Origin of the sequence: Stutzerimonas marianensis (assembly GCF_022810315.1) — a bacterium.
Classification (GTDB): Bacteria; Pseudomonadota; Gammaproteobacteria; order Pseudomonadales; family Pseudomonadaceae; genus Stutzerimonas; species Stutzerimonas marianensis.
The window spans coordinates 33,974-60,876 of record NZ_JALGRD010000016.1; the positions used below are offsets into that span (position 1 = coordinate 33,974).

Here is a 26,903-nt window from a genome sequence, read left to right on the forward strand (position 1 = left end):
CGGCCCACCTTTCTTCTTACGCCGTCGAGTGCGTTGCGGTCACATTTAATTGCCCACCATGACAAGCGATCGCGATCGCATCTGATCGTCATCAAGCGCGCAGCAGCCAACCGCCCCAATCAAGGTCGTCTGGAACGGCTCGAACGCTCGGAGTTGCCGAGCCGCTCATAGCTGGGGCCTGCCAAAATGAATTAAAGTCGTGGGCGTCGGGCAACCGAGCCGACGCCCCTTCAGAAGAGCCCTGCGATGGATCACCGTGACGCCCTGGTCGCCTTGCGACAGTTCCTTTCTTCCCAGATCTTCGGCCAGGAGCGCCTCGTCGAGCGCCTGCTCATCGCCCTGCTCGCCGACGGCCACCTGCTCGTCGAGGGCGCGCCGGGGCTGGCCAAGACGCGCGCCATCAAGGAATTGGCAGGCGGACTGGAGGCCGAGTTCCATCGCATCCAGTTCACCCCGGACCTGCTACCCGCCGATATCACCGGCACCGAGATCTATCGCCCTGAAACCGGCAGTTTCGTTTTCCAACAGGGGCCGATCTTTCACAACCTGGTGCTGGCGGACGAAATCAACCGTGCGCCGGCGAAGGTTCAGTCGGCCCTGCTCGAAGCCATGGCCGAACGCCAGGTGAGCGTCGGGCGCAGCACCTATGACCTGTCGCCGCTGTTCCTGGTCATGGCGACGCAGAACCCCATCGAACAGGAAGGCACCTATCCGCTGCCCGAGGCGCAGCTCGATCGCTTCCTTCTGCACGTCAAGCTTGGTTTCCCCGATGCCTCGGTTGAACGGCGCATCCTTCAGCAGGCCCGCGGCGAAGCCATCCATGGCGAAACCCAGCCTGAGCACCGCGTGTCACAGCAAGCGATTTTCGCCGCACGCAAGGAAATCCTCGGCCTCTACATGGCCGACGCCGTCGAGGAGTATTTGGTGCAATTGGTCATGGCGACCCGCACGCCCGCCAAGTTCGACGCCGAGCTGGCCAGCTGGATCGCCTATGGCGCCAGCCCTCGCGGATCGATCTCGTTGGACCGCTGCGCCCGTGCGCATGCCTGGCTGGCGGGCCGTGACTTCGTCAGCCCGGAAGATATCCAGGCCATGTTCTTCGACGTGCTGCGTCACCGCCTGATCCTGTCGTTCGAGGCCGAAGCGGCCGGCATCGATCAGGACCGCGTACTTCAACGCATTCTCGACGTGGTCGCGGTGGCGTGATGCAACCGGCCCCCTCGGCCCACCCTGACCGGGCGACCCACGGCCCGGATGCCGACCGCCCGGACGCCGGCATTCGCATCTCGCTTGCCGAATTGATCGACATGCGCCACCGCATCCGCGAAGTCCCGCTGTTCTCATCCCCGCACCGCCGCAGCCCGCTGGTCGGCCTGCACCATTCCAAGCTTCGAGGTCGCGGCGTCGACTTCGACCAGGTGCGCATCTACCAGGCCGGTGACGACGTTCGCACCATCGACTGGCGCGTCACGGCGCGCACTCAGGAGCCGCACACCAAGCTGTTCCACGAAGAACGCGAAAGGCCCATCTACATCCTCGTCGAGCAGAGCAGCCGACTGTTCTTCGGCAGCGGCTCGGTGTTCAAGTCGGTGCTCGCGGCCCAGGCCGCAAGCCTGATTGGCTGGGCGGCGTTGAGCCACAACGACCGCGTCGGCGGCCTGGTGTTTGGCCGGGGCGATCATCATGAAATCAAGCCACGCCGCAGCAAGCAAAGCCTGCTGCAATTGCTCGATCGCCTGGCACGAGCCAACGCTCATCTGGAGGCTGACCAGCTGTACGACCCGGACGCGTTCGGCATGGCCTTGCGGCGTGCACGTGAGGTGCTGCGCCCCGGCAGCCTCGCGGTGATCGTCTGCGACGAGCGCACCCTCGGGGACGCCGCGGAACAGCAACTGACCCTGCTCGCGCGGCATGTCGACCTGTTGCTGATCCCTGTCCACGACCCTCTCGACCGTGCGCTGCCGGCGGCTGGCCTGCTGCGTTTTGCCCAGGCCGGTGCTCGACTCGAGTTGGACACGCATGATGCCGCGTTGCGCCAGGCCTATCGACGCCAGGGCGAGGCGCGCCACGCACGCTGGCAGCATCTGGCTGATCGACTTCGCTTACCGCTAATGCCGCTGGATGCCCACTGGGATCTGATCGAACAATTGCGCGAGCACCTCAGCGCACCACGTCCGGGAGCGCCTCGATGAGCCTGGTGGCACGGCTGGATCCGCTGATCCAGCCGGCACCGGTCAGCGCCTGGCCGCCAGCACCCGGCTGGTGGTTTCTGGCCGCGTTTTCACTGACCATCCTGCTTCTGGTCCGAACACGTCCATGGCAACGTCTGGCCCGCAAGCCGCAGGCCGCATCCGAAGCCCCGCTCGATCCGCAACGTCAGATCGCCCTCGACGAGCTGGCCCAACTACGCAAGCCGTACGGCGGCCAGCCAGCCAATCAATGGCTGCAGGAACTCAATGCCCTGCTCAAACGGCTGTGCCGCACCCGCTACCCGGATAACAGCCCGCACACACTGACCGGCCGAGCCTGGCTGGCGTTTCTCGACAGCCGCTGCCCATCCGCGGGGCTGACCCGCTGGATGGTCCTGGTCGAGGGCCTGTACCGCGCCGAGTGCCGCCTGGATGACAAAGCCATCGAAGGGCTCGAGCAGTCGGTGAAGATCTGGATTCGCAAACATGTTTGAGCTGGCCTGGCCGTGGGTGTTTCTGCTGCTGCCGCTGCCCTGGTTGCTGCGCTGGCTGCTCCCGGCTGCCGATAGCGGTGATGCCGCGCTGAAGGTCAGCTTTCTCGGCGAACTCGAAGCGCTGTCAGGCCGTCGAGCGAGCGCGTCCCTGCCCGGCTGGCGCCTGCAGTTGCCTTATGTCCTGATCTGGCTCCTGCTGCTGAGCGCCGCGGCACGGCCACAGTGGCTCGGCGAGCCGCTGCCAATACCCACCAGCGGTCGCGACCTGTTGCTGGCGGTGGACGTTTCCGGCTCGATGGACTTCCCAGACATGCAATGGGAAGGCGAGGACATCAGCCGTCTGGACCTGGTCAAGCATCTGATTGGGGATTTCATCACCGAACGCCACGGCGACCGGGTCGGCCTGATCCTGTTTGGCAGCCAGGCCTACCTGCAGGCTCCATTGACCTTCGATCGACAGACAGTGCGCACCTGGCTCGACGAGGCGGTAATCGGCATCGCCGGCAGCAACACCGCGATTGGCGATGCCATCGGGCTCGGCGTCAAACGCCTGCGCGACCGGCCGGCCGACAGTCGAGTGATGATCCTGATCACCGACGGTGCCAACAACGGCGGCGAGGTCGAGCCTCTGCTCGCAGCCCGCATGGCCGCCAGCGAGCAGGTCCGCGTGCATACCCTGGGTATCGGCGCCGAGGTCGAGCCGGGCGGTACGCTCGATCGCTTCGGCTTCAATCCCGGGGGCGACCTTGACGAAACCACGCTGCGCGCGGTGGCGGAGATCACCGGCGGCGAATACTTCCGTGCCCGTTCAAGCGAGGAGCTGCGCGCCATCGGCAACACGCTCGACCGCATCGAGCCAGCAGCGCAACAGCCGACCCAAGCCCGACTCGCCGATGCGCTCTATGCCTGGCCCTTGGCGGCGGCTCTTCTGCTCAGCGCATGGCTGGTCGTGCGGCGGCTCTGGCCTGTATGGCCCGGTTCCGTACATGACCAAGGGGCTCGGCCGTGAGCGACTGGCTGCCGCATCTGCTACGTCCGTACTGGCTGCTCGCCCTGCCCTTGCTCAGCTGGCTGCTCTGGCGGCTCTGGCATCGGCAACGGCGTATCGGCCGCTGGCAGCGTCTGCTACCACCGAACTTCCATGCCGTGTTGCTCACCCGTGGCAAGCTGCGCAACAGCCGCCTGCCCTGGCTGATCCTCGGCTGCGCCTGGTTGCTGGCCTGCCTGGCGCTGCTCGGACCGAGCTGGCAGAAGGCCGAGCAGCCCGGCATGTCGCGGCTCGATCCGCTGGTGATACTGCTCGACCTGACGCCGACCATGTTGGCGTCGGATGTCAGCCCGACTCGCCTTCAGCAGGCCAAACGCAAGGTGATCGACCTGCTACAGGCGCGACAGGATGCCCAGACCGCCGTGGTCGTGTATGCCGGAAGCGCGCATACGCTGGTTCCCTTGAGCAATGACATGGCGACCGCAGGCAACCTGCTCGAAGTGCTGACGCCTGACCTGATGCCCGAAGCCGGCCACCGCGCGGACCTCGCGGTGGCGCAGGGTATCGAGCTGCTCGAGCACGGCGCCAACGGCCGCGGTCGCCTGCTCTTGATTGGCAGCAGCCTTGACGAACGGGAACGCAGTGGCATCCGCGAACAACTTGAAGACAGCCCGTTGCGGCTACTCATCCTGGGCATCGGCACGGAACAGGGTGCTCCCATTGCCCGGGAAGATGGCAGCTTCGTCAAGGACGAACGCGGCGCGATCCTGATCCCCCGATTGGACAACAACGGCATGCGTCGCTTCGCCACGAGCATCGGCGGACGCTACCAGCAAGCCCGCCTCGACGAACAGGACCTGCACGGCCTGGGCCTGCTGGACAGGCAGGGCAACGTCCGGGCGCAAGAAGACAGCCTCCGTCTGAGCGCCTGGCTGGACCAGGGACACTGGCTGCTGTTGCCGTTGCTGTTGCTCGCGGCCTGCGCCGGGCGCCGTGGCTGGCTGTTCTGCCTGGCGCTGTTCGTCTGGACACCGCAACCGGGCTACGCCGTGACCTTTCAGGATCTGTGGCTCCGGCCCGACCAGCAGGGCGAGCGTCTACTCGAATCGCAGCGACCGGCCGAAGCGGCGGAGCGTTTCGAAGACCCTCGCTGGCAGGGGTTCGCCCGTTTCCTGGCAGGCGACTACGCCGGTGCGGTGGACAGCTTTTCGCATGGGGATCGAGCCGAAGATCATTACAATCGTGGCAATGCCCTGGCCGCCAATGACCAGCTGAACGAGGCGATCGAAGCCTACGATCAGGCGCTGGAACTCGACCCCGACCTTGAGTCGGCACGTCGCAACCGGGCCCTGGTGGAGCAGGCATTGCGCGAGCGTAGCCAGGCCTCGCAGGCCGATGACGATCAAGCGTCGCCCGATGCCGACCCCGAGGCGACCGCGCCGGACGAGCGCCAGACCGAGCAGCCGGCCGCGCAGCGAGCCGCCCCAGAGGGCGACCCCGGCAACGAGGGGACCGATGAACAGGAACCGCCCCCTCCTTCCGCGGAGCCCACCGACGCGACGGTAGACGACGCCAGGCAGGACGAACAACAGCCAGCGATGGCAGAGAACGGGCAGGCGCCCTTGAGCCCCGAAGAGGACCAGGCCATGAATCAATGGCTGCGCAAGATTCCCGACAACCCCGGCGAGTTGCTCCGCCGCAAATTTCTCTACGAGCAACGTAAGCGCCAGGAGCTGGATCGATGATACGTGCAACCCTGCTGGCACTGCTTCTGCTGACAAGCCTCTCGGCCCAGGCGACAGGCTTGACCGCACGGGTCGATCGGACCCAGCTGAGCCTGGACGAGACGGTCGAACTGACGCTCGAGACGGCCGATGCGACCGTCTTCGGCAAGCCGGACCTGCAACCGCTGCACAGCCTGTTCAAGGTATTCGGCACACGTCAGTCGAACAAATTGGCCGGCACGAGTGGCGAAGCACGGGCCATCACCCAGTGGCAGGTCACGCTGCAGCCACGGCAGGCCGGCTACGTGATCATCCCGCCGCTTCAACTGGGTGACTGGCGCAGCGAGCCCATTACGCTGCATGTCAGCGAACCCGGAGAGAACGACGGCGGGCAGCTCGCCCCCATCTTCATCGATGCCAGCCTTGACCAGGACAGCGTCTACGTTCAGGCCCAGGTGGTGCTGACCTTGCGCATTTATCATTCGGTCTCGCTGTATGACGACAGCACCTTGTCGCCGCTGCAGATGCCCGATGCCCTGGTTGAACGCCTTGGTGATCCCAAGACCTATGAAAAGGACATCAACGGCATTCGCCATGGCGTCATCGAGGTGCGCTATGCGCTTTTCCCGCAGAAGAGCGGGGAACTCACCATCCCGGCTCAACTGTTCAGTGCGACCACCGTCGCCCCGGCCGGTGGCGACTACTTTGGCTCGCGTTTCGGCCGCTCGACGCAGGTCAAGTCGCCGACCATCCCGCTACAGGTCAGGCCCAAGCCTGATGGCTATCCCGCAGACGCCGCCTGGCTACCGGCGAGCAGCCTCACGCTGGTCGAGGCCTGGAACCCGGATCCGGGCGATGCGCAGCTTGGCGAGGCGTTGACCCGTAGCCTGCTGGTCAAAGCCGAAGGGCTTTCCAGTTCCCAACTGCCGCCGATCGACGTGCCCAAGGTCAGCGGTTTGCGTGGCTATCCGGACCAGCCGAGTCTCAACGACGAGATCGGCGCCTCAGGCATCACCGGCAGCCGTGAGCAGCGTGAAGCGCTTGTTGCTACCCGCACCGGCGATTTCGTCCTGCCGGCCGTGGAGCTGGTCTGGTGGAACACCCGGGAGGATCGCCTGGAGCGCACGGCGCTGCCCGAGCGCCCATTGCAGATCGCCGACAACCCTGAGTTGCAGCAACCTGCTATCGAGATCGAGCCACCCATGGACGGCGCATCGCAACGGCTTCTCTGGCCCTGGCAGGCAAGCAGCGCCCTCTTCGCCCTGACCACCGTTCTGGGCTTCGGTCTGTGGCTGCGTGCCCGCCGCCAGCCGGCCGTAACACGTACCGCCCAGGCCGGACCGACACCTCGCTCGCTGCTCGAAGACCTCAAGCGCGCCTGCCTGGCCAACGACACACAAGCGACCCGCCATGCGCTCGACGCCTGGGCCCGCCAGCAACCCGAGACCCTCGCCGACATGGCGGCCCGTTTCGTGCCCTTGTCCGATGCACTCGATGGGCTCAACGGCGCGCTCTACAGCGAGACGGGACAGCGTTGGCAAGGCGAGGCGCTCTGGCAGGCCATCCAGAACCTTCCGCCCCGGCAGACTGAGGAAACCCAGCAGGACACCGCCCCGCTGCCGCCGCTCTACCCGCGCTGACCCGACCCGTTGCGCCCTGGCATGTGGCTTGCTTCGTCAGCCTCATCGACAGGACGCGTGCGGCGGGCGCCAGCCCGCGCACGCCGCAAGACAAGGCAGCATTTCCATGACCGAACCACAGACCGCTCCCCGACCCGATCCGCATGCCTGGGTCGCAGGCAGCGACGCGCCCGAAAAGCACGTCGTCAACCTCGGGTTCATGGCCCTCACGGATGCCGCCTCACTGATTGTTGCCGCCACCCAGGGCTTCGCCCAGCCCTACGGCCTGACGTTGAACCTGCATCGGCAGACCTCCTGGTCGAACATTCGCGACAAGCTGATCGAGGGCGAACTGGATGCCGCGCATGGCCTGTATGGCCTGATCTACGCCGTGCATCTGGGCATTGGCGGCAGCGCACCGGTAGATATGGCGGTGCTCATGGGCCTGGCGCAGAACGGCCAGAGCATCAGCCTGTCCAGTACGCTCAAGGCCGCCGGCGTGACCGATCCAGAAGCACTCGGAACCTGCGTGCGCCAAAGCGGTGCAAAGCTGACCCTGGCGCAGACCTTCCCGACTGGCACCCATGCACTCTGGCTCTACTATTGGTTGGCTGCCTACGGTATCCACCCGCTCAGGGACGTGCGCACCCTCGTGGTGCCGCCGTCGCAGATGGTCGCCCATCTGCGGGCACGGCGGATCGACGGCTTCTGTGCGGGCGAACCCTGGGGTGCGCAGGCGATCCAGGAAGACATGGGCTTCACGCTGGCCACCAGCCAGTCGATCTGGCCGGACCACCCCGAGAAGGTGCTCGGCTGCACCCGCGCCTTTGTCGAGCAGTACCCCAACACCGCGCGCGCGCTGGTCATGGCGATCCTCGAAGCCAGTCGCTTCATTGACGAAAGTCAGGAAAACCGCCGTAGCACCGCTCAGCTGATCGCAGGGCAGGAGTACGTCAACGCGCCCCTGTCCGCTATCGAGCCGCGTTTCCTCGGCCAGTACGAGGACGGCCTCGGCCACGCCTGGCTGGACATGCATCCGCTGCGTTTCTTCGGCAACGGAGAGGTGAACATGCCCTACCACTCCGACGGCCTCTGGTTCATGACCCAGCTGCGCCGCTGGGGGCTGCTGCGGGAAGATCCCGACTACCTCGCCGTTGCACAGCGCGTGCAGCAGACCAGCCTCTATCGAGACGCCGCGGCGGCGCTGGCCATTCCGGTGCCCGACTCCACGATGCGTAGCGCGCTGCTGATGGACGGCAGCCGCTGGGATGGCAGCGACCCCGCCGGCTATGCACGCAGCTTCGCGCTGCACGCACTGGCCGATCATGTCGCCTACCCAGAGCCTTGCTGAGGGAAACTGCCATGCTTCGCGTCCTTCTCATCGACGACACACCGCGCAAGGTGGGCCGCCTGCGGGCCGCGCTGATCGAGGCTGGGTTCGAGGTCATCGAGGAATCCGGCCTGACCATCGACCTGCCGGAGCGGGTCGAAGCCGTTCGGCCGGATGTAGTGCTCATTGATACCGACTCCCCGGGACGGGATGTGATGGAACAGGTTGTGATGGTCAGCCGCGACCAGCCCCGCCCCATCGTCATGTTCACCGACGACAGCAACCCCGACGCCATGCGCCAGGCGATCCGCGCCGGCGTTAGCGCCTATATCGTCGAAGGCATTCAGGCCCAACGCCTGAAACCCATCCTCGATGTCGCCATGGCCCGCTTCGAGAGTGACCAGGCCATCCGCGCCCAGCTCCAGGCGCGCGATCAGCAATTGCTCGAACGCAAGCGCATCGAACTGGCCAAGGGCATGCTGATGAAAATGCGCAGCTGCAATGAGGAAGAGGCCTACACCCTCATGCGCCGCCAGGCCATGAGCCGCCAGCAGAAGCTGATCCAGGTTGCCGAGCAGATCATCGCCATGAGCGATCTGCTGGGACAGTGAGCCGCATGGGCGAATAAATTCGCCCCTACATCGCACGGCACCCTTGTAGGGGCGAACTTGTTCGCCCACCCAACCGCGGCATGGGCGAATAAATTCGCCCCTACATCGCACAGCACCCTTGTAGGGGCGAACTTGTTCGCCCCCCCAACCGCGGCATGGGCGAATAAATTCGCCCCTACACCGCACGGCACCGTTTGTATGGGCGAACGTGTTCGCCCACCCCACCGCACCACGGGCGAATGAATTCGCCCCTACCCCGCACGGCACCCTTGTAGGGGCGAACTTGGTCGCCCACCCAACCGCGGCATGGGCGAATAAATTCGCCCCTACACCGCACGGCACCTTTTGTATGGGCGAACGTGTTCGCCCACCCAACCGCACCACGGGCGAATGAATTCGCCCCTACACCGCACGGCACCCTTGTAGGGGCGAACTTGTTCGCCCACCCAACCGCACCATGGGCGAATAAATTCGCCCCTACACCGCACGGCATCTTTGTAGGGGCAAACTTGTTCGCCCACCCAACCGCACCATGGGCGAATGAATTCGCCCCCACACCGCACAGCACGCTTGTAGGGGCGAACTTGTTCGCCCACCCAANGCACGGCACCCTTGTAGGGGCGAACTTGTTCGCCCCCCCCACCGCACCATGGGCGAATGACTTCGCCCCCACACCGCACAGCACGCTTGTAGGGGCGAACTTGTTCGCCCACCCCACCGCACCCTGGGCGAATAAATTCGCCCCTACACCGCACGGCTCCTTTTGTATGGGCGAACGTGTTCGCCCACCCAACCGCACCAGGGGCGAATAAATTCGCCCCTACACCGCACGGCATCTTTGTAGGGGCAAACTTGTTCGCCCACCCAACCGCACCAGGGGCGAATAAATTCGCCCCTACACCGCACGGCATCTTTGTAGGGGCTTACTTGTTCGCCCACCCAACCGCTCCATGGGCGAATGAATTCGCCCCCACACCGCACCGCACGCTTGTAGGGGCGAACTTGTTCGCCCACCCCACCGCACCATGGGCGAATGAATTCGCCCCCACACCGCACAGCACGCTTGTAGGGGCGAACTTGTTCGCCCACCCCACCGCACCATGGGCGAATGAATTCGCCCCTACACCCCACAGCACCTTTGTAGGGGCGAACTTGTTCGCCCACCCCACCGCACCATGGGCGAATGAATTCGCCCCTACACCCCACAGCACCTTTGTAGGGGCGAACTTGTTCGCCCACCCCACCGCACCATGGGCGAATGAATTCGCCCCTACACCACACAGCACCTTTGTAGGGGCGAACTTGTTCGCCCGCCACCCGCGCCATGAACGAATCAATCACCCCAACGCCCGCATGGGCGCCGTCTGATGTCGCTTCGCCATGAACCAAAAACGCGCCGCACGCCTGCGCGCTGCACGAACTTCGCCCCTCGCGTCTCGCCCACCGGCTCAATAGCCGGCCGGCCATCCACACCGAACCATCTTCAATCCTCTGTTTTGAAAGCGTTTTTTCGCCAAAACCACACCCCATAACGATTCTGGCAAGCCCCTTGCAAACACACCGATACCACGTCTTCGGGTCGCCAACGGCGGTGATCGGGACGAATTGACAAAGGCGTCAACGGTGCTCGCTCTGCGCTTGCAGAGGGTGCGTCCGTGACGCCTTTTTTCGTTTCGCGATTGAGGGATGAATCATGCGCAAGACCCGCCGTACGTTGCTCAAAACGCTGCTGACCGGTGTCGGCTGCTCCGCCCTGCTGCAGCTCGCACCGCTGGCCGCCTGGGCTGCCGAACCTGAAAAAGAAGAACTCAAACTAGGCTTCATCAAGCTCACCGACATGGCGCCATTGGCGATCGCCTACGAGAAGGGCTTCTTCGAGGACGAAGGCCTGTACGTCACCCTCGAAGCCCAGGCCAACTGGAAGGTACTGCTGGACCGTGTCATCGACGGCGAGCTGGACGGGGCGCACATGCTCTCCGGCCAGCCGATCGGAGCGACCATCGGCTTCGGCACCAAGGCCGAGATCATCACCGCATTCACCATGGACCTAAACGGCAACGCCATCACCCTGTCCAACGCCGTCTGGGAACAAATGAAGCCCCAGGTGCCGATGGCCGATGGCAAGCCCGTGCACCCGATCAAGGCCGACGCGCTCAAGCCGGTTATCGAACAGTTCCAGGCCAGCGGCAAGCCGTTCAATCTGGGCATGGTGTTCCCCGTCTCGACTCACAACTACGAGCTGCGCTACTGGCTCGCAGCCGGTGGCATCCATCCGGGCTATTACGCGCCCACCAAGGGCGACATCAGCGGCCAGATCGACGCACAGGCATTGCTCTCGGTCACCCCGCCGCCGCAGATGCCTTCGACCATGGAAGCCGGCACCATCCATGGCTACAGCGTCGGCGAGCCCTGGAACCAGCAGGCGGTGTTCAAGGGCATCGGCGTGCCGGTGGTGGCCGACTACGCGATCCGCAAGAACATGTCGGAAAAGGTCTTCGGCGTTTCCAAGGCCTGGGCCGAAGCGAACCCGGAGACCCACAAGCGGCTGGTCAAGGCGCTGATCCGCGCTGGCAAGTGGCTCGATGAAGACAACAACGCCAACCGCCAGGAAGCCGTGGGAATCCTCTCGCGGCCGGAATACGTCGGCGCCGATGCCAAGGTCATCGCGAACTCGATGACCGGCACCTTCGAATTCGAAAAGGGCGACAAGCGCGAAGTACCGGATTTCAACGTCTTCTTCCGCTACCACGCCACCTACCCTTACTACTCCGACGCCATCTGGTACCTGACGCAAATGCGCCGCTGGGGCCAGATCGCTGAAGCCAAGCCGGACAGCTGGTACCTGGAAACCGCCAAGCGCGTCTACCGCCCGGAAATCTACCGCCAGGCCGCCGAAGAGCTGATCGCCGACGGCCTGCTCAGCGCCGAAGACGTACCGCCCGCCGACGAAGACGGCATCCGCGAACCGCTGGCCGACACCATCGACGGCATCACCTACGACGGCCACGCGCCCAACGCTTACCTCGAACAGTTCGCGATCGGCCTGAAAGGCGATACCACGCTCTGATCCCGCGCATGGGAGGCGCAGGCCTCCCAACCCAGGAGGACATGTCGATGAGCAATCCAGCCGTCGTGCAAAACATCAAACAAACCCTCGAGGTGGCCCGTCAGGTCCGCCTCAAGCGCTGGCTCGCCCGGGTCATCATGCCGGTCGTCGGCGTGCTCGCCTTCCTGCTGTTCTGGCAGCTGGTGGCGAGCAACATCCAGACCAGCCTCGGCCAGTTCCCCGGTCCGAGCCAGGTGGCCGAGCAATTCAACGGGCTGGTCGATGCGCACATCCAGTCGCGGGAAAAGGCCGCCGCCTTCTACCAGCGCCAGGAAGAACGCAACGCCGCGACGCTGGCGAAGAACCCCGATGCCACCGTCAAGATTCGCCCTTACACCGGCAAGCCGACCTTCTTCGAGCAGATCTTCACCAGCCTGTACACGGTGATGGCCGGCTTCGCCCTCGCCTCGCTGATCGCCGTGCCGCTGGGCATCGTCTGCGGCCTGAGCAAGCCGGTGTACAACGCCATCAACCCCTTGATCCAGGTGTTCAAGCCGGTCTCACCACTCGCCTGGCTGCCGCTGGTCACCATGGTGGTCAGCGCCGTCTATGTCAGCGAGGACCCGCTGTTCGCCAAGTCCTTCGTCACCTCAGCGTTGACCGTCGCGCTGTGCTGCCTCTGGCCCACGGTCATCAACACCACCGTTGGCGTGGCCAATCTGGACAAGGACCTGACCAACGTCAGCCGCGTGCTGCGCCTGTCGCCGCTCAGCCATGTGCGCCGCATCGTCCTGCCGGCTGCCATTCCGATGATCTTCACCGGCCTGCGACTGTCGCTGGCGACCGGCTGGATGGTGCTGATCGCCGCCGAGATGCTGGCGCAGAACCCGGGCCTCGGGAAGTTCATCTGGGACGAGTTCCAGAACGGCAGCTCCAACTCGCTCGGCCGGATCATGGTCGCGGTGATCGTCATCGGCCTGATCGGCTTCGCCCTGGATCGCATCATGCTGATGCTCCAGCGCCGCGTGAGCTGGGACAAGAACGCAGACCTGCGCTGAGGAAATAACGATGAACCCTACCCATCTCGAACTCACCGGCGTCGGCATCAGCTTTCCCACGGACAAGGGGCTCTACTGCGCGCTGCAGAACGTCAACCTGCGCATCGCCAAGGGCGAGTTCGTCTCGCTGATCGGCCATTCCGGGTGCGGCAAGTCCACGGTGCTCAACATTGTCGCCGGGCTTTACCAGGCCACCACCGGCGGCGTCATCCTCGACGGTCGCGAAGTCAACGAACCGGGCCCGGAGCGCGCGGTGGTGTTCCAGAACCACAGCCTGCTGCCCTGGCTCAGCTGTTACGAGAACGTCGAGCTGGCGGTGCGGGAAGTTTTCAAGGGTCAGAAGAGCAAACGGGAGATGCGCGACTGGATCGAGCACAACCTCGAGCTGGTGCACATGACCCACGCGCGCCACAAACGCCCCAGCGAAATCTCCGGCGGGATGAAACAGCGCATCGGCATCGCCCGCGCGCTGGCCATGCAACCCAAGGTGCTGCTGATGGACGAGCCCTTCGGCGCGCTCGATGCGCTGACCCGCGCGCACCTGCAGGACTCGCTGATGCAGATCCACGCCGACCTCGGCAACACGGTGATCATGATCACCCACGATGTCGACGAAGCCGTGCTGCTCTCGGACCGCATCGTGATGATGACCAACGGGCCGTCCGCGACCATCGGCGACATCCTGCGCGTCGACCTGCCACGCCCGCGGGATCGCATGGCGCTGGCCCATGACGCCGGCTATCACGCCTGCCGCGCGCAGGTGCTGGAATTTCTCTACCAGCGCCAGCAGCGGCCTGCTGCCTGAATGGATCGAGAGGACACGACATGGACAGTGCACTGAATTCGGCGCCGGCCAAGCGGGCCGCCGACCGCCCGCGAGCCCCTCGACTGGACTGGCTGCTGCTCGGAGCCTGGTCCTGCGCCTGCATCGCCGCGCTCTGGCAGCAACAGATCCTCGGCCTCGCGCTTGGCTGCCTGGCCGCGGGTCTGCAGCTCGGCCTGCAACGCCGGCGCCGCGCCCGGCAGCGCCACAGCGATCACCTGCTGGCCTTGCTCGGCCGGCAGCAAGGGCTGGATGGCCCCGCCGAAGATCTGGTCGCCGCCTTTGCCGCGCACGCCTTGCGCGGCGAACGCCTGCGCAGTGAGGTGCAATTCGCCAGCGATGCCCTGGAACGCATGGCCGGCGCGGCCGAGCATGGCAGTCAGGAACAAAGCGAGCGGGTGCTGGCGATCAACCGGGCCAGCGAGGAATCGAACCACCATCTCGAACGCGTCAGTACCCTCGGCCAGCAGGCCATGCAGGCGTTCGCCGAAACCCACCGCGAGAGCCAGGCCGGCCGCGACAGCGCACTGTCCGTCAGCACGCGTATGGCGGCCGTACGAGAAAGCATGCAGCGCACCTCCGACGCCGTCGGCCAACTGCTGCAGGACACCGCCGCCGTGGGCCAGGCGGCGTTGAGCATCCAGACCGTTGCCAAGCAGACGCAACTGCTGGCCCTCAATGCGTCCATCGAGGCGGCACGAGCCGGCGAGCATGGCCGCGGCTTCGCGGTGGTGGCCGACGAGGTACGCCAGCTGGCGTTGACCAGCGACCGCGCCGCACAGGACATCACCGCCGTGGTCGCCGCCACCGACCACGCGGTGCGCCGTGTCGAGGCCGAAGTCGGCCAGCACCGGCACCTGCTCGAGGAGAGTGTCGAGCAGAGCAGCGCACTCGCGGCGGAACTGGACCAGCTGGCCCGCCGCAGCCAGCACAGCCTCGCCGAGCTCGACCAGCTGCATGCCGCTCTGGCGCAGCAACGTCAGGGCAACAGCCTGCTGCGCGAGCAGCTCGAGCGCGTCGAATTCGGCGTGCAACAGCAGCGCGCCCAGGCCGCTCAGCTGCACAGCCTCACCCTCTATCTCACCCGTCTCAGCCGTACGGAAGCCTGACCATGGAAGTATCGATCGCCCTGACCCTGGCCGCCTGCCTGGTGTTGTTCGGCAACCACCTCAGCCGCGTCGCCGCCGATCGGCACCGCAAGCGGATCAGCGCCAAGGACATCCAGGCCCTGCGAATGGCGCTCGAGGTGCTGCAGTTCGTGCAGAAGCACCGCGGCCTGGGCGGCCAGCGTGACGCGGCGGCCGTCGCCCAGCGCCTGGACGTCGCCAACCGCATCGACCGACTCTGGCAGGACTGGCAAGGCGAGGAGAACCGCCCCGCCATGCGCGCCCTCTGGCAACAGATCCGCCAGAACCCGACCGAATTCGAGCCACACTGCATCCTTATCGAGCAATTGCTCGAAAGCATCCACGTGCTCGAGTTGCGCCTGGCCTATCAGGGCAACCCGCAAGTGACCGGCCTGTGCGACGCCTGCCGCGCACTGGAAGACCTCGGCCGGCTGCGCGGCCTGGCGGTGCGCGCAGCCAACTTCGAAACCTGCCCGCTGGATATGCAGGTGCAGATGCGCTACCTGTGCCAGCGCCTCGCCGACCCAATCGGCGGCAATACTCTGACCAAGCTCGTCGAGCACCTGCAACGCAACCTGATCGACGCGCCACGCGTCAGCCTGGCGCCGGCCGAGTGCTACGCGCTGATCACCCCGATCATCGACGAACGCCTGCAAGGCATCCGCCACAGCATCGCCTGAAACCTCGGTTCGCACGGGGTCATCAAGGTGCTGAATCCTGCTTGGCCGTCGAGGGCCGGCACGTAGAATGGGCGTCCGCGCGCGGCCGGCAAACCGGTGATCGACGCCGGCCCCCTGTTTCCAGCCAAACGAGACCTTCATGGCCCGCCTGTCCCTGCAGTTTCCCGAAGACCAGTTCTGTTTCACCACGCAACTGACGGTACGTATCACCGACATCAACGCCGCCAACCACCTGGCGAACGACTCGATGATCTCGATGATTTCCGAAGCCCGGGCACGTTTCCTGTTCGCCTATGGCATCGCCGAGTCTCGCCAGGATGGCAGCGGCATCATCGTTACGGACCTGGCCACCACCTACAAGGCCGAAGCTCACGCTCGGGACGTGCTGTTGTTCGAAGTCGGCGTCATGGATTTCAACAAGTACGGTGGCGACATCACCTTTCGCATCACCCGCCCGGCCGACGGCACGCTGATCGCCATGGCCAAGTCCGGTTTCGTCTTTTACAACCACCTTGAAACCCGGGTCGTGCCGATGCCGGCCGAGTTCGCGGCGAAGTTCCCCAAGGTCAATCGCATCGCCTGACACGCCCCACTTCAATGCACGACGCACCACCGCTGCGCGCGCATTGAGCACATCCAGCCGTAGCCCGGCTCCAAAGGCCCCATGCCGCCCGGTCCTTGCGGTTGGCACATCTTCTGCTTGCTGCAACGGCAAGTAGCCAAAGGCGGTTACTCACAGACATGACAAAGGCGTCGCGTTGCCCCGTCGAGACAGACGGTGGTTCGCGGCGCCTTTTTCGTTTGGCCCCAACGAGCAGGGGCGCGGGCATTCCCGCACGGATTCTGCTGCCGTCCGGCAGCGCGGCATTCCCCGGCAGCCACGAGGCGCGCCGGTACAACTTGTCTAGTGAGGTGTTCGATGAATACGAGTTTCTGGAAAGCCGGCCACACGCCGACACTCTTCTCCGCCTTTCTCTACTTCGACCTGAGTTTCATGGTCTGGTACGTGCTCGGCCCGATGGGCGTGCAGATAGCCGCCGACCTCGGCTTGACCACCCAGCAACGCGCCTTCATGGTGGCGACGCCCATCCTCTCCGGCGCCGTGCTACGCCTGGCGCTGGGCATGCTCGCCGACCGGACCTCGCCAAAAACCGCCGGCCTGTTCGGGCAGATCGTGGTGATCGCGGCGCTCTTCATCGCCTGGCTGAACGGCATCCACAGCTACGAGCAAGCGCTGCTGCTGGGCCTGTTCCTCGGCATGGCGGGCGCGTCCTTTGCCGTCGCGCTGCCGCTCGCCTCGCAGTGGTATCCGCCGCAGCATCAGGGCAAGGCCATGGGCATCGCCGGTGCGGGCAACTCCGGAACGGTCTTCGCGGCCCTTTTCGCGCCCGTTCTGGCGACGATGTTCGGCTGGACCAACGTCTTCGGCCTGGCGCTGATCCCGCTGGTACTCACGCTGATCATCTTCGCCAGTTTCGCCAGGAACGCCCCCAACCGCCCCGCCCCGAAATCCTTTGCCGACTACATGAAGGCCTTGGGCGATCGCGACAGCTGGTGGTTCATGTTCTTCTACAGCGTGACCTTCGGTGGCTTCCTCGGCCTGGCCAGTACCCTGCCCGGATACTTTCATGACCAATACGCCTTCGACCCGGTCAAGGCCGGTTACTACACCGCGGCCTGTGTATTCGCCGGTAGTTTGCTGCGCCCCCTCGGCGGTGCGTTGGCCGACCGCATCGGCGGCATCCGTTCCCTGTTGGTGATGTACACGGTCGCGGCCATCTGCCTTTTCGTGATCGGCTTCAACCTGCCGAGTTCGACCGCCGCTCTGGCGCTATTCGTGGTGGCGATGCTCAGCCTCGGCGCGGGTAATGGCGCGGTATTCCAGCTGGTGCCTCAGCGCTTCAACAAGGAGATCGGCGTCATGACCGGCCTGGTCGGGATGGCCGGCGGGATCGGCGGCTTCCTCCTCACGGCCGGCCTCGGCGCGGTCAAGCAGGCCACCGGCGACTACCAGATAGGCCTCTGGCTGTTCGCCAGTCTCGGCGCACTGGCCTGGTTCGGGCTGCAGGGCGTCAAGCGCCGCTGGAGAACGACCTGGGGCTCGGCGGCCATGACGGCGGCCAGGGTTTGAGAGCCGCTACAAGCCAAAGCCAAGGTGCAGATTCATGCCCCAGAGCATGGCCTGCGACCTCAAGGACCGGTGCCATGCCCCTAACCCTTTCCTTCGGTGAGGCCTCCGCCACCGGGCCGCGTGACGAAAACCAGGATGCACTGCGGATCGTCACACCAACGGCGGGGCTGATGGCGAGCAAGGGCGCCTTGTTCGCCATTGCCGATGGGGTCAGTCAGTGCGCCGATGGCGGTCTCGCCGCACGCGCGACCTTGCAGGCTCTGGCGACCGATTACTACGCCACGCCCGAAACCTGGACGGTGGCGCAATCGCTGGACCGGCTGCTGGTCGCACACAACCGATGGTTGCAGGCCAATGGTGGTGGCCAGCCGCTGCTGACGACCCTCTCCGCGCTGGTGTTGCGTGGCCGTCGCTTCACGCTCGCTCATGTCGGTGATTGCCGCGCGTATCGGTGGTTCGATGGCGTGCTGCAACGGCTGAGCGAGGATCACGTCTGGGAACAGCCGAACATGCAGCACGTGCTCAAGCGCGCCATGGGGCTGGACCAACATCTGGTGGTCGACTACCTCGACGGCGAGCTTCGCCTGGGCGAGTGCTTTCTGCTGCTCAGCGACGGCGTCTGGGCGAGCATCACCGAGGGGGATATCCAGAACATCCTGCGCGCCGAGCCGGACCTGCCGAACGCTGCGCGTGCGCTGGTCAACCTCGCGCACCAGACCGGCAGCCAGGACAATGCCAGCGCCCTGCTGCTGCGGGTCGAGGCGTTGCCCGAAGCGGCCTTGGCCGACTCGCTCGCGCAGCTCGCCGATTGGCCGTTGCCCCCGCGCCTACGCCCCGGACAGGTCTTCGAAGGCTGGACCGTCGAGGCCGTGCTGGCCGAGTCGCGGCAATCGATGCTGTATCGCGTCATCGACGCACATGCCCAACGCTGGCTGCTGAAAACCCTGCCGCCAAGCCGTCATGACGAGCCGGAAGCCGGCCCGGCGCTCCTTCAGGAAGAATGGTTCCTGCGGCGCGTCGCTGGCCGCGCCTTTCCCGAAGTTCATGGGCTGCCTCAGCGCCAGCACCTGTACTACGTGCAACGTGAGTACCGCGGCGAAACCCTCGCCGAGCGGTTCACCCGCCAGGGGCCGATGCCCCTGGCGGGCTGGATGGAACTGGCGCCGCGCCTGATCCGCGCCCTTGGCATGCTGCATCGGCGCAATATCCTGCACCGCGACATCAAGCCGGAGAACCTGCATCTGGATGAGGACGGCGAGCTGCGCCTGCTCGACTTCGGCCTGGCCTATTGCCCCGGGCTGTCCCAGGACTTGCCGCACAACCTGCCCGGCACGCCCAGTTACATTGCACCCGAGGCGTTCGCCGGCGCTGCGCCAAGCCGGGAGCAGGACCTCTACGCCGCCGCCGTCACGCTCTATTACCTGCTCAGCGGCCATTTCCCCTACGGCGAGGTCGAAGCCTTCCAGCGACCGCGCTTCGGCAATGCCGTGCCGGCCAGCCGCTATCGGCCCGACCTGCCGCAATGGCTGGATGAACTGCTCAGGCGAGCCGTCGCGGTCGACCCCCAGCAGCGCTTCGAAACCGCAGAGGAGTGGTTGCTGGCGCTTGAACAGGGTGAGCGGCTGGCCAGCCATGCGCCGCCGCGACCATTGCTCGAGCGCGAACCCTTGAAGGTCTGGCGCGCACTGGCACTGTGCTCGCTGTTGCTGAACCTGGGACTGCTGGTCTGGCTCGCCAAGGGCGGTTGAGGCGCACTCAGCGGCGTACGATCAACCCCTGCCGCGCCACCCGCGTCAGTTCCTGCACGCACGCCTCGAGATGTTCACGAGAGGGGGCCTGAACCACCGCGAGGTCGAAGCTATTCGAGGCGAAATGCTTCAGCGATTCGTCCGCCCCCGTGAACTGGACGAGGAAAGCCCGCGGCTTGCAGCCACGCCGCGACCAGCCGTCCAGATAACGCAACAGCGACGGCTGGTGATTGCCGGCAAGCAGGATTTTCGGATTGCTGCGAACCAGCCCACTGGTGATCGGGGCCAGGCGTAGAGGAGCGCGTTGCAATGCAGTCATGGGAAGGATCCCGCCTCGAGGATTCCGCTGGGCAGCGGTGGGAGGCGACACCGAACCAGCGCTTTAGCGGTATTTCGAAGCCTTCGGCTCCCGGCGCCCCGCAAGTAGCTGACTAAATCGGCGCATGGGGCGAAACGATAAAAAGCCGCACGGCGGCTGTCAACGCCCAGTTACCGCCGAACCGGCTCGCGACTGCACCAGCGGTGCGCGACGCGCTTCATATGAGTGCAGAACAAGGCACGCCCAGGGAAGGTGATTCAGGCCGAGACCGCATGAAATGGGCCCGTCGGCAGCTTGGCACAGCCTCTGCATTGCATTGCGCACATCAAGCCGGACCTTCAACGTGGAGGGTCGGGCTCCGAATACGGAAGGCAAGGACAAAGGCGTCCTCACCGGGTAACCGGTGGGACGCCTTTTTTCGTTGTTGGATTCAGAAGCATGGCCAGGCGGTGACAGGACCTGGCCCGGCGCGGAGAACGGCATGAAGAAACTCAGACTGGTGATGATCGGCAATGGCATGGCCGGGGTACGCACCCTCGAGGAGCTGCTCAAGCTCGCCCCGGAGTTCTACGACATTACGGTATTCGGCGCTGAACCCCATCCGAACTACAACCGCATCCTGCTCTCCCCGGTGCTGGCGGGCGAACAGACCTTCGAGGAAATCGTACTCAACGACCTCGACTGGTACGCCGAACACGGCATCAACCTGCTCCTGAACCGCAAGGTCGTCGAGATCGACCGGGTCAAACGTCGCGTTATCGCCGCGGATGGCACCGAGGCCGAATACGACCGCCTGCTCATCGCCACCGGCTCGAAGCCCTTCATCCTGCCGATTCCTGGCAACGACCTGGACGGCGTCATCGGCTATCGAGACATTGCCAACACCGAAGCAATGATGGAAGCGGCCCGAACTCACAAACACGCGGTGGTCATCGGCGGCGGGTTGCTCGGGCTGGAGGCTGCCAATGGCCTGAAGGTACGCGGCATGGAGGTGACCGTGGTGCACATCGGCGAATGGCCGATGGAGCGCCAGCTCGACAAGACCGCCGGCGCCCTGCTGCAGGGGGCGCTGGAAGAGCGCGGCCTGACCTTCAAGATGAAGAAGCAGACGGCCGAACTGATCGGCAACGACGAAGGAAGGGTCAAGGCCGTGCGCTTCGCCGATGGCGAGATGATCGATGCCGATCTGGTGGTCATGGCAGCCGGTATCCGACCCAACAGCGAGCTGGCGGAGAAGGCCGGACTACCGTGCAACCGCGGCATTCTGGTCAACGACACCTTGCAGACCTACGATCCGCGCATCTACGCAGTAGGCGAATGCGCCAACCACCGTGGCACGGCCTATGGCCTGGTCGCGCCGCTGTTCGAACAGGCCAAGGTCTGCGCCAACCACCTGGCCATGCTCGGCTTCTCCCGATACCTGGGTTCGGTGACCTCGACCAAGCTCAAGGTCACCGGTATCGACCTGTTCTCTGCCGGCGATTTCCTGGGCGGCGAAGGTACCGAGACGATCACCCTCTCCGATCCCATCGGCGGCGTATACAAGAAGCTGGTGATCAAGGACGACGTTCTCGTCGGTGCCTGCCTCTACGGCGACACCGCCGATGGTGGCTGGTATTTCCGCCAGGTACGCGAAGGCCACAACATCAGCGAAATCCGCGATCACCTCATGTTCGGCGAAGGCGCCATTGGCGACACCGGCCACCAGGGCCAGAACAAGGCCATGGCCATGGCCGACGACATGGAGGTCTGCGGCTGCAATGGCGTCTGCAAGGGCACCATCGTCAAGGCGATTCAGGAACACGGCCTGTTCTCCGTGGATGACGTGAAAAAGCACACCAAAGCCGCCAGTTCGTGCGGCTCCTGCGCCGGGCTGGTGGAGCAGATCCTGATGAGCACCGTCGGCGGCGCCGCAGACGTCAAGCCCAAGAGCGAAAAAGCCATTTGCGGCTGCAGCGAGCTCAACCATGGCCAGGTCCGCAAGGCCATCGTCGACCACCACCTGACCAGCATCCCGGCCGCCATGGCCTTCATGGAATGGCGCACACCGAACGGCTGCGCCACCTGCCGCCCGGCCTTGAACTACTACCTGATCTCCTCATGGCCGGGCGAGGCGAAGGACGACCCGCAGTCGCGCTTCATCAACGAGCGGGCCCACGCCAACATCCAGAAAGACGGCACCTACTCGGTGGTGCCGCGCATGTTCGGCGGGGTCACCAATGCGGCCGAGCTGCGCCGCATCGCCGATGTCGTCGACAAATATCAGGTGCCCATGGTCAAGGTCACCGGCGGACAGCGCATCGATCTGCTCGGCATTCGCAAGGACGACCTGCCCAAGGTCTGGCAGGACCTGGCCATGCCGGACGGTCATGCGTACGGCAAGTCCATCCGCACCGTCAAGACCTGCGTCGGCAAGGAATTCTGCCGCTTCGGCACTCAGAATTCGACCCAACTGGGCATCGACCTGGAGAAGGCCCTGTTCGGCATGTACTCGCCGCACAAGGTCAAGCTCGCCGTCTCGGCCTGCCCACGCAACTGCGCCGAATCCGGCATCAAGGACGTCGGCATCATCGGTGTGGATTCAGGCTGGGAGCTCTACATCGGGGGCAACGGCGGCATCAAGACCGAAGCCGGCGAGTTTTTCGTCAAGGTGCAAACGGCCGAAGACGTGGCCGAATACAGCTTCGCCTTTCTGCAGCTCTACCGCGAGGAGGGCTTCTACCTCGAACGCACCGTGCATTACCTGCAGCGCGTCGGCCTGGACTACATCAAGAAGGCGGTTCTGGAAGACGAGCCCCGGCGCAAGGCCCTGGCCCAGCGGTTGATGTTCTCGCTGAGCTTCGAGGGCGACGGCTGGAAGAGAGCCATCGCCGAGCAATCGCTGAGAAAAGAGTACGAAACGATCCAGCTGACTCAGATCGAGCCCGCGTAACGATCCGTGTTGGGGCGAATTTATTCGCCTAATTGAGCTAACGAAGGGCGAATGAATTCGCCCCTACAGAAGCGCTCCGGCGTGGTTGCCAGAAGATGCCATGACCAGATCACGGCCATATAGGGGCGAACCAATTCGCCCGGTATTTCGCAGGGAATACAGCCCGAATGGAACAGCCGCTCGATCAACCGAATTGCGAGAAAACAGCCATGAAATGGTTCGACATCTGCTCACTGGACGACATCAACCCCCTCGGCGCACGTGTCGTCGCCGGCCCGAAGGGTGACATCGCGGTGTTCCGTACCGCCGACGATCAGGTGTTTGCCCTCGACGATCGTTGCCCACACAAGGGCGGACCGCTGTCGCAGGGCATCGTCTACGGCAAACAGGTCGCCTGCCCGCTGCATAACTGGCAGATCAACCTGGACAGCGGTGAAGCCGTCGCGCCCGATGTCGGCTGCGCGCACCGCCACGAAGCGCGCGTCGAGAACGGTCGCGTGCTGCTTTCGCTGAACGACGCCGCCGAATGCGCCTGAGACGCCCCATGAACGAACGGCCAGGAGACAACTGCATGCGCCAGACAACCGCCTCGACCTGTTGCTACTGCGGTGTGGGCTGCGGCGTGCTGATCGAGCACGACGGTGCGCATATCTTCGATGTCGCCGGCGACCCGAACCACCCCGCCAACTTCGGCAAGCTGTGCAGCAAGGGTTCGACCCTGCACCTCACGGGCGACCTTGACGCCCGCGCCCTGTACCCCGAGCTGCGCCTGGGCAAGGGGCTGGCCCGCGCCCGTACAGGCTGGGACAGCGCCCTGGACCACGCCGCCAAGGTCTTCGCCGACACCATTGCCGAGCACGGCCCGGACAGCGTCGCGTTCTATATCTCCGGCCAGTTGCTAACCGAGGACTACTACGCCTTCAACAAGCTCGCCCGGGCGCTGGTCGGCACCAACAACATCGACTCGAACTCGCGGCTGTGCATGTCCTCCGCCGTGGTCGGCTACAAGCGCAGCCTCGGTGCCGACGCTCCTCCCTGCAGTTACGAAGATATCGAACTGAGTGACTGCCTGCTGATCGTGGGCAGTAACATGGCCTATGCGCATCCGGTCCTGTTCCGCCGCCTTGAGGAGGCCAAGGCGAAACGCCCCGAGATGAAGGTCATCGTCGTCGACCCGCGCCGCACCGACACCTGTGACCTGGCGGACCTGCATTTGCCGATCCTGCCCGGGACCGATGTCGTCCTGTTTCACGGCATCCTGCACATCCTGCTCTGGGAAGGTTGGATCGACCGCGACTTCGTCGAGGCCCACACCGATGGCTTCGACGAGCTGAAACGGACGGTGCGCGACTACAACCCGGCCATGGTGGCGGAGCTGTGCGGAATCGGGATAGAACAGCTGCAGCGCTGCGCGCGCATGATCGGTACGGCACAAGGGTTCCTTTCGCTCTGGTGCATGGGCGTGAATCAGTCCACTGCCGGTAGTGCCAAGAACAGCGCCCTGATCAACCTGCATCTGGCCACCGGGCATATCGGCAAGCCCGGCGCTGGCCCTTTCTCGCTCACCGGCCAACCCAACGCCATGGGCGGCCGTGAAACCGGCAGCCTGTCCAACCTCCTCCCCGGACATCGCGAGGCCGGCAACGCCGCACACCGCGGCGAAGTTGCCGCGTATTGGGGTGTGCCGGCATTGCCCGACACACCCGGCCTCTCCGCCATCGAGCTGTTCGAGGCGGTCCGTGGCGGCAAGGTAAAGGCGCTGTGGATCGCCTGCACCAATCCCGCGCAATCCATGCCCGACCAGCACAGCATTCACGAGACGCTGGCGACCTGCCCTTTCGTGGTGGTTCAGGAAGCCTTCGCCACCACCGAAACCTGCCGCTATGCCGATCTTTTGTTACCCGCCGCCAGCTGGGGCGAAAAGGAAGGCACCGTCACCAACTCCGAACGCCGCGTCAGCCATGTGCGCCGTGCCATTCCGGCGCCAGGCGAGGCACGGGCCGACTGGTCGATTACCTGTGATTTCGCCCGCCGGCTGGAGAAGCTGATACGTCCGGGCCAACCCAGCCTGTTCGCGTTTGAGGATGCGGCGGCGCTGTTCGACGAATACAAGCTGCTCACCCAGGGTCGCGACCTGGACCTGTCCGGCCTGAGCCATGCCCTGATCGACCGTCTCGGCCCGCAGCAGTGGCCCTTCCCGGCGGACCGTGAGCAAGGCACACCGCGCCTCTACGTCGACGGCAAGTTCCCGACGGAAACCGGCCGGGCGCGCTTCCTCGCCGAGCATTACCAGGCCCCGAAGGAACAGCGCGAAGCGCGCTTTCCGCTCACGCTGAACACCGGCCGCCTGCGCGATCATTGGCATGGCATGAGCCGCACCGGCACTGCCGCGCGCCTGTTCGGCCATGTCGAGGAGGCGTTGCTGAGCATGAACGCCGACGATATGCGCCGCCGCCGTCTGCTCGATGGCCAACTGGTCAGGGTTCGCAGCCGTCGGGGCGAGCTGTTGCTGCCGGTGCAGAAGGACGACAGCCTGGCGCCTGGCCAAGCGTTCATGCCGATGCACTGGGGCAACCGCTTCCTCAAGGGGCTCGGGGTCAATCGGCTCACGCTGCCGAGCGTCGACCCGCTCTCCAAACAACCGGAGCTCAAGCACGCCGGCATCGACGTGGAGAAAGTCGAGCTGCCCTGGCAGTTCTTCGCCCTGGTCGAAGGCGCGGTACAGAAGCGTTTCGAGTCCCTGCGTCCGCTGTTCGAAGGCTTCGCCTACGCCAGTTTCAGCCTCACCGGACGCGACCGGCCCGCGCTGGTCATTCGCGCCGCCTGTAACGAAGCACCGGATGCCACGCAACTGGCGCAGATCGAACAGTGCCTGGGACTGGATGAAGGCCCGGTCGTGGCTTACGACGATCCGCGACGAGCTGTGGGCAAGCGGGTGCGTATCGAAGAGGGTCGCATCGTCGCCCTCAGCCTGTCCGGCGAAACCGCGGCACGCGACTGGCTGAAGCAGCTCTGGCACGACGGCACGGCTGACCAGGCGCTGCGCCGCTGGCTATTGGCACCGCTGAGCACGCCGCCCGGTGGCGCGGTCCGCACGGGCAAGACGCTGTGCAACTGCATGAATGTCAGCCAGGAAGCAGTCTGCGCCGGTATCGAGCGAGGCCTCGACCTCAATGGTTTGAAGCGCGAGCTGGGTTGTGGCACCAGCTGTGGATCCTGCGTTCCGGAGATCAAGCGGTTGCTGACGAAGCAGCCGGCGGTGGCCTGAACGGCTGACGATGGCAACAACTGGCGATGCATGGCGTGTCGCCGAGACGATTACAGCAGCATGAGAGGTAGCAACATGAGCGCAAAAGTCTGGCTGGTCGGCGCAGGCCCGGGGGACCCGGAACTGCTGACACTCAAGGCCGTGCGCGCCATGGGCGAGGCCCAGGTGGTGCTGATCGACGATCTGGTCAACCCCGCCGTGCTCGAGCACTGCCCGAGCGCACAGGTCATCCCGGTAGGCAAGCGCGGCGGCTGCCGCTCCACGCCGCAGGCGTTCATCCATCGGCTGATGCTGCGCTATGCGCGCCAGGGCAAATGCGTGGTGCGGCTCAAAGGGGGTGATCCGTGCATCTTCGGCCGCGGCGGCGAAGAAGCCGAGTGGCTCGCCGAACGGGGCATCGAGGTCGAGCTGGTCAATGGCATCACCGCCGGCCTCGCCGGTGCGACCCAGTGCGGCATCTCGCTGACTCAGCGCGGCGTCGCCCGAGGCGTCACGCTGGTAACGGCACACACCCTGGACGGCAGCAGCCCCGAATGGCATGCGCTGGCGAAGACCGGGACCACCCTCGTGGTCTACATGGGCGTGAGCAGCCTGCAGCAGGTCCAGGCCGGACTGCTTGAAGGCGGCCTGCCGGCGACGACGCCGGTGGCCATGATCGAGAATGCCTCGCTGCCGCAGCAACGCGAATGCCGCTCGCACCTAGGCGCGATGTGTACGGATGCCACCACCTTTCAGCTCAAGAGCCCAGCGATTCTGGTCATCGGCGAAGTCGCCGCGCAAGCAGTCACTCAGGTCTTGAGCCAGATCGCCTGAGTA

21 protein-coding genes are annotated in these 26,903 nt (G+C 65.1%); 20 read left to right on the top strand and 1 reads right to left on the bottom strand.

Going from position 1 to position 26,903, the window contains the following annotated elements; genetic code table 11:
- The first annotated feature begins 246 nt into the window (after positions 1 to 246).
- From MST27_RS21275 to MST27_RS21350, 16 genes are all read left to right on the top strand, one after another.
- Positions 247 to 1,206 carry an AAA family ATPase gene (locus MST27_RS21275; RefSeq protein ID WP_243607882.1) on the top strand — a complete coding sequence of 320 codons (960 nt, stop codon included), beginning with the start codon at positions 247 to 249 and terminating at the stop codon, positions 1,204 to 1,206.
- Entirely contained in the window at positions 1,206 to 2,192 is a 987-nt protein-coding gene (locus MST27_RS21280) for a DUF58 domain-containing protein (protein WP_243607883.1), read from the top strand. Before MST27_RS21275 ends, MST27_RS21280 begins: the two co-directional genes overlap by 1 nt.
- A complete protein-coding gene (locus tag MST27_RS21285) occupies positions 2,189 to 2,683 on the top strand; it encodes a DUF4381 domain-containing protein (RefSeq protein ID WP_243607884.1) in 495 nt (164 codons plus the stop codon). The genes MST27_RS21280 and MST27_RS21285 overlap by 4 nt, the downstream gene beginning before the upstream one ends.
- Positions 2,676 to 3,692, top strand: a complete 1,017-nt coding sequence (locus tag MST27_RS21290; protein WP_243607885.1) for a VWA domain-containing protein — start codon at positions 2,676 to 2,678, stop codon at positions 3,690 to 3,692. Before MST27_RS21285 ends, MST27_RS21290 begins: the two co-directional genes overlap by 8 nt.
- Complete coding sequence (locus MST27_RS21295) at positions 3,689 to 5,416, top strand: VWA domain-containing protein (protein ID WP_243607886.1); 1,728 nt, start codon at positions 3,689 to 3,691, stop codon at positions 5,414 to 5,416. The genes MST27_RS21290 and MST27_RS21295 overlap by 4 nt, the downstream gene beginning before the upstream one ends.
- Entirely contained in the window at positions 5,413 to 7,035 is a 1,623-nt protein-coding gene (locus tag MST27_RS21300) for a BatD family protein (RefSeq protein WP_243607887.1), read from the top strand. The genes MST27_RS21295 and MST27_RS21300 overlap by 4 nt, the downstream gene beginning before the upstream one ends.
- A 106-nt stretch (positions 7,036 to 7,141) precedes the next feature.
- Positions 7,142 to 8,365, top strand: coding sequence for a CmpA/NrtA family ABC transporter substrate-binding protein (locus tag MST27_RS21305; RefSeq protein ID WP_243607888.1), 1,224 nt, complete (start codon positions 7,142 to 7,144; stop codon positions 8,363 to 8,365).
- Between the two features lie 11 nt (positions 8,366 to 8,376).
- Positions 8,377 to 8,955 (top strand): ANTAR domain-containing response regulator, encoded by a 579-nt coding sequence (locus MST27_RS21310; RefSeq protein ID WP_243607889.1) that lies wholly within the window; start codon positions 8,377 to 8,379, stop codon positions 8,953 to 8,955.
- A gap of 1,693 nt (positions 8,956 to 10,648) precedes the next feature.
- Entirely contained in the window at positions 10,649 to 12,022 is a 1,374-nt protein-coding gene (locus tag MST27_RS21315; protein WP_243607890.1) for a CmpA/NrtA family ABC transporter substrate-binding protein, read from the top strand.
- A gap of 47 nt (positions 12,023 to 12,069) precedes the next feature.
- On the top strand, positions 12,070 to 13,059 hold the full coding sequence (locus MST27_RS21320; RefSeq protein ID WP_338052466.1) for an ABC transporter permease: 990 nt from the start codon (positions 12,070 to 12,072) through the stop codon (positions 13,057 to 13,059).
- Positions 13,060 to 13,069: 10 nt separating this feature from the next.
- Entirely contained in the window at positions 13,070 to 13,864 is a 795-nt protein-coding gene (locus MST27_RS21325) for an ABC transporter ATP-binding protein (protein WP_243607892.1), read from the top strand.
- Between the two features lie 20 nt (positions 13,865 to 13,884).
- Positions 13,885 to 14,991 (top strand): methyl-accepting chemotaxis protein, encoded by a 1,107-nt coding sequence (locus MST27_RS22825; RefSeq protein ID WP_243607893.1) that lies wholly within the window; start codon positions 13,885 to 13,887, stop codon positions 14,989 to 14,991.
- 2 nt (positions 14,992 to 14,993) lie between these two features.
- Entirely contained in the window at positions 14,994 to 15,689 is a 696-nt protein-coding gene (locus MST27_RS21335; protein ID WP_243607894.1) for a hypothetical protein, read from the top strand.
- Between the two features lie 139 nt (positions 15,690 to 15,828).
- Positions 15,829 to 16,272: a thioesterase family protein gene (locus tag MST27_RS21340; RefSeq protein ID WP_243607895.1), complete on the top strand. Its 444-nt coding sequence runs from the start codon at positions 15,829 to 15,831 to the stop codon at positions 16,270 to 16,272.
- A gap of 336 nt (positions 16,273 to 16,608) precedes the next feature.
- On the top strand, positions 16,609 to 17,820 hold the full coding sequence (locus tag MST27_RS21345; RefSeq protein WP_243607896.1) for a nitrate/nitrite transporter: 1,212 nt from the start codon (positions 16,609 to 16,611) through the stop codon (positions 17,818 to 17,820).
- Between the two features lie 74 nt (positions 17,821 to 17,894).
- Complete coding sequence (locus tag MST27_RS21350; RefSeq protein WP_243607897.1) at positions 17,895 to 19,568, top strand: bifunctional protein-serine/threonine kinase/phosphatase; 1,674 nt, start codon at positions 17,895 to 17,897, stop codon at positions 19,566 to 19,568.
- 7 nt (positions 19,569 to 19,575) lie between these two features.
- On the opposite strand, the gene MST27_RS21355 is transcribed toward MST27_RS21350, so the two are convergent.
- The gene (locus tag MST27_RS21355) at positions 19,576 to 19,887 is read right to left on the bottom strand and encodes a class I SAM-dependent methyltransferase (RefSeq protein ID WP_243607898.1); all 312 of its coding nucleotides are present in this window, start codon (positions 19,885 to 19,887) and stop codon (positions 19,576 to 19,578) included.
- Positions 19,888 to 20,368: 481 nt separating this feature from the next.
- Between MST27_RS21355 and nirB the strand changes: the two genes are divergently transcribed.
- The 4 genes from nirB (at position 20,369) to cobA (ending at position 26,900) form a co-directional block, all read left to right on the top strand.
- Positions 20,369 to 22,819, top strand: coding sequence for a nitrite reductase large subunit NirB (gene nirB, locus MST27_RS21360; RefSeq protein ID WP_243607899.1), 2,451 nt, complete (start codon positions 20,369 to 20,371; stop codon positions 22,817 to 22,819).
- Between the two features lie 209 nt (positions 22,820 to 23,028).
- Complete coding sequence (gene nirD / locus MST27_RS21365; RefSeq protein ID WP_243607900.1) at positions 23,029 to 23,355, top strand: nitrite reductase small subunit NirD; 327 nt, start codon at positions 23,029 to 23,031, stop codon at positions 23,353 to 23,355.
- 35 nt (positions 23,356 to 23,390) lie between these two features.
- Positions 23,391 to 26,087, top strand: a complete 2,697-nt coding sequence (locus tag MST27_RS21370; protein WP_243607901.1) for a nitrate reductase — start codon at positions 23,391 to 23,393, stop codon at positions 26,085 to 26,087.
- A gap of 75 nt (positions 26,088 to 26,162) precedes the next feature.
- Complete coding sequence (gene cobA / locus MST27_RS21375; protein WP_243607902.1) at positions 26,163 to 26,900, top strand: uroporphyrinogen-III C-methyltransferase; 738 nt, start codon at positions 26,163 to 26,165, stop codon at positions 26,898 to 26,900.
- Positions 26,901 to 26,903: the final 3 nt, after the last annotated feature.

Excerpts from the sequence above, each read along its gene's own strand:
- MST27_RS21275 (WP_243607882.1), top strand. The coding sequence starts at position 247 with ATGGATCACCGTGACGCCCTGGTCGCCTTGCGACAGTTCCTTTCTTCC.
- MST27_RS21280 (WP_243607883.1), top strand. The coding sequence starts at position 1,206 with ATGCAACCGGCCCCCTCGGCCCACCCTGACCGGGCGACCCACGGCCCG.
- MST27_RS21285 (WP_243607884.1), top strand. The coding sequence starts at position 2,189 with ATGAGCCTGGTGGCACGGCTGGATCCGCTGATCCAGCCGGCACCGGTC.
- MST27_RS21290 (WP_243607885.1), top strand. The coding sequence starts at position 2,676 with ATGTTTGAGCTGGCCTGGCCGTGGGTGTTTCTGCTGCTGCCGCTGCCC.
- MST27_RS21300 (WP_243607887.1), top strand. The coding sequence starts at position 5,413 with ATGATACGTGCAACCCTGCTGGCACTGCTTCTGCTGACAAGCCTCTCG.
- MST27_RS21305 (WP_243607888.1), top strand. The coding sequence starts at position 7,142 with ATGACCGAACCACAGACCGCTCCCCGACCCGATCCGCATGCCTGGGTC.
- MST27_RS21310 (WP_243607889.1), top strand. The coding sequence starts at position 8,377 with ATGCTTCGCGTCCTTCTCATCGACGACACACCGCGCAAGGTGGGCCGC.
- MST27_RS21315 (WP_243607890.1), top strand. The coding sequence starts at position 10,649 with ATGCGCAAGACCCGCCGTACGTTGCTCAAAACGCTGCTGACCGGTGTC.
- MST27_RS21320 (WP_338052466.1), top strand. The coding sequence starts at position 12,070 with ATGAGCAATCCAGCCGTCGTGCAAAACATCAAACAAACCCTCGAGGTG.
- MST27_RS21325 (WP_243607892.1), top strand. The coding sequence starts at position 13,070 with ATGAACCCTACCCATCTCGAACTCACCGGCGTCGGCATCAGCTTTCCC.
- MST27_RS22825 (WP_243607893.1), top strand. The coding sequence starts at position 13,885 with ATGGACAGTGCACTGAATTCGGCGCCGGCCAAGCGGGCCGCCGACCGC.
- MST27_RS21335 (WP_243607894.1), top strand. The coding sequence starts at position 14,994 with ATGGAAGTATCGATCGCCCTGACCCTGGCCGCCTGCCTGGTGTTGTTC.
- MST27_RS21340 (WP_243607895.1), top strand. The coding sequence starts at position 15,829 with ATGGCCCGCCTGTCCCTGCAGTTTCCCGAAGACCAGTTCTGTTTCACC.
- MST27_RS21345 (WP_243607896.1), top strand. The coding sequence starts at position 16,609 with ATGAATACGAGTTTCTGGAAAGCCGGCCACACGCCGACACTCTTCTCC.
- MST27_RS21350 (WP_243607897.1), top strand. The coding sequence starts at position 17,895 with ATGCCCCTAACCCTTTCCTTCGGTGAGGCCTCCGCCACCGGGCCGCGT.
- MST27_RS21355 (WP_243607898.1), bottom strand. The coding sequence starts at position 19,887 with ATGACTGCATTGCAACGCGCTCCTCTACGCCTGGCCCCGATCACCAGT.
- nirB (WP_243607899.1), top strand. The coding sequence starts at position 20,369 with ATGAAGAAACTCAGACTGGTGATGATCGGCAATGGCATGGCCGGGGTA.
- nirD (WP_243607900.1), top strand. The coding sequence starts at position 23,029 with ATGAAATGGTTCGACATCTGCTCACTGGACGACATCAACCCCCTCGGC.
- MST27_RS21370 (WP_243607901.1), top strand. The coding sequence starts at position 23,391 with ATGCGCCAGACAACCGCCTCGACCTGTTGCTACTGCGGTGTGGGCTGC.
- cobA (WP_243607902.1), top strand. The coding sequence starts at position 26,163 with ATGAGCGCAAAAGTCTGGCTGGTCGGCGCAGGCCCGGGGGACCCGGAA.